Consider the following 388-nt stretch of genomic DNA (forward strand, 5'->3'; position numbering starts at 1 on the left):
TTCATACTTTGCTAAGAAATCATTTTGGGTATTAATTAATTCAGTCATGAATTCATTGGATGCTTGCTGTAATGATTCTGCAAATACCTTGAGTTCAGTTAAGAGCTGACTTGAAGCTGATTGAAGTTGTTCTGCCTTTTGTTGGTTGAATTCAACTTCAAATTTTCGTTGCGACTGATCAATGCGATCAAATTCTTTTCTATCGAATTCGGAACTAAGATCTTGGTCTGATTGCTTCTTCTTAACGAGCAAATTTGCATCAATTTCCTGCAGAGCAACATTATGACGCTGATTTTCTTGTTGACGAAGAGTTTCAGCATTAGCCTCTATATCTCTTGAAGCTTTTTCTTTTGCTTCTTTTAGCTCTTTTTCAATGATTGGTTTAATC

The 388-nt window shown here is 34.8% G+C and carries 1 protein-coding gene; it reads right to left on the minus strand.

All coding sequences use genetic code 11. The features are described from left to right. On the minus strand, positions 1-388 hold a 388-nt coding region (locus IV71_RS08180; RefSeq protein WP_162258606.1), incomplete at both ends, for a hypothetical protein.

It is taken from the genome of Fructobacillus fructosus KCTC 3544, assembly GCF_001438695.1.
Classification (GTDB): domain Bacteria; phylum Bacillota; class Bacilli; order Lactobacillales; family Lactobacillaceae; genus Fructobacillus; species Fructobacillus fructosus.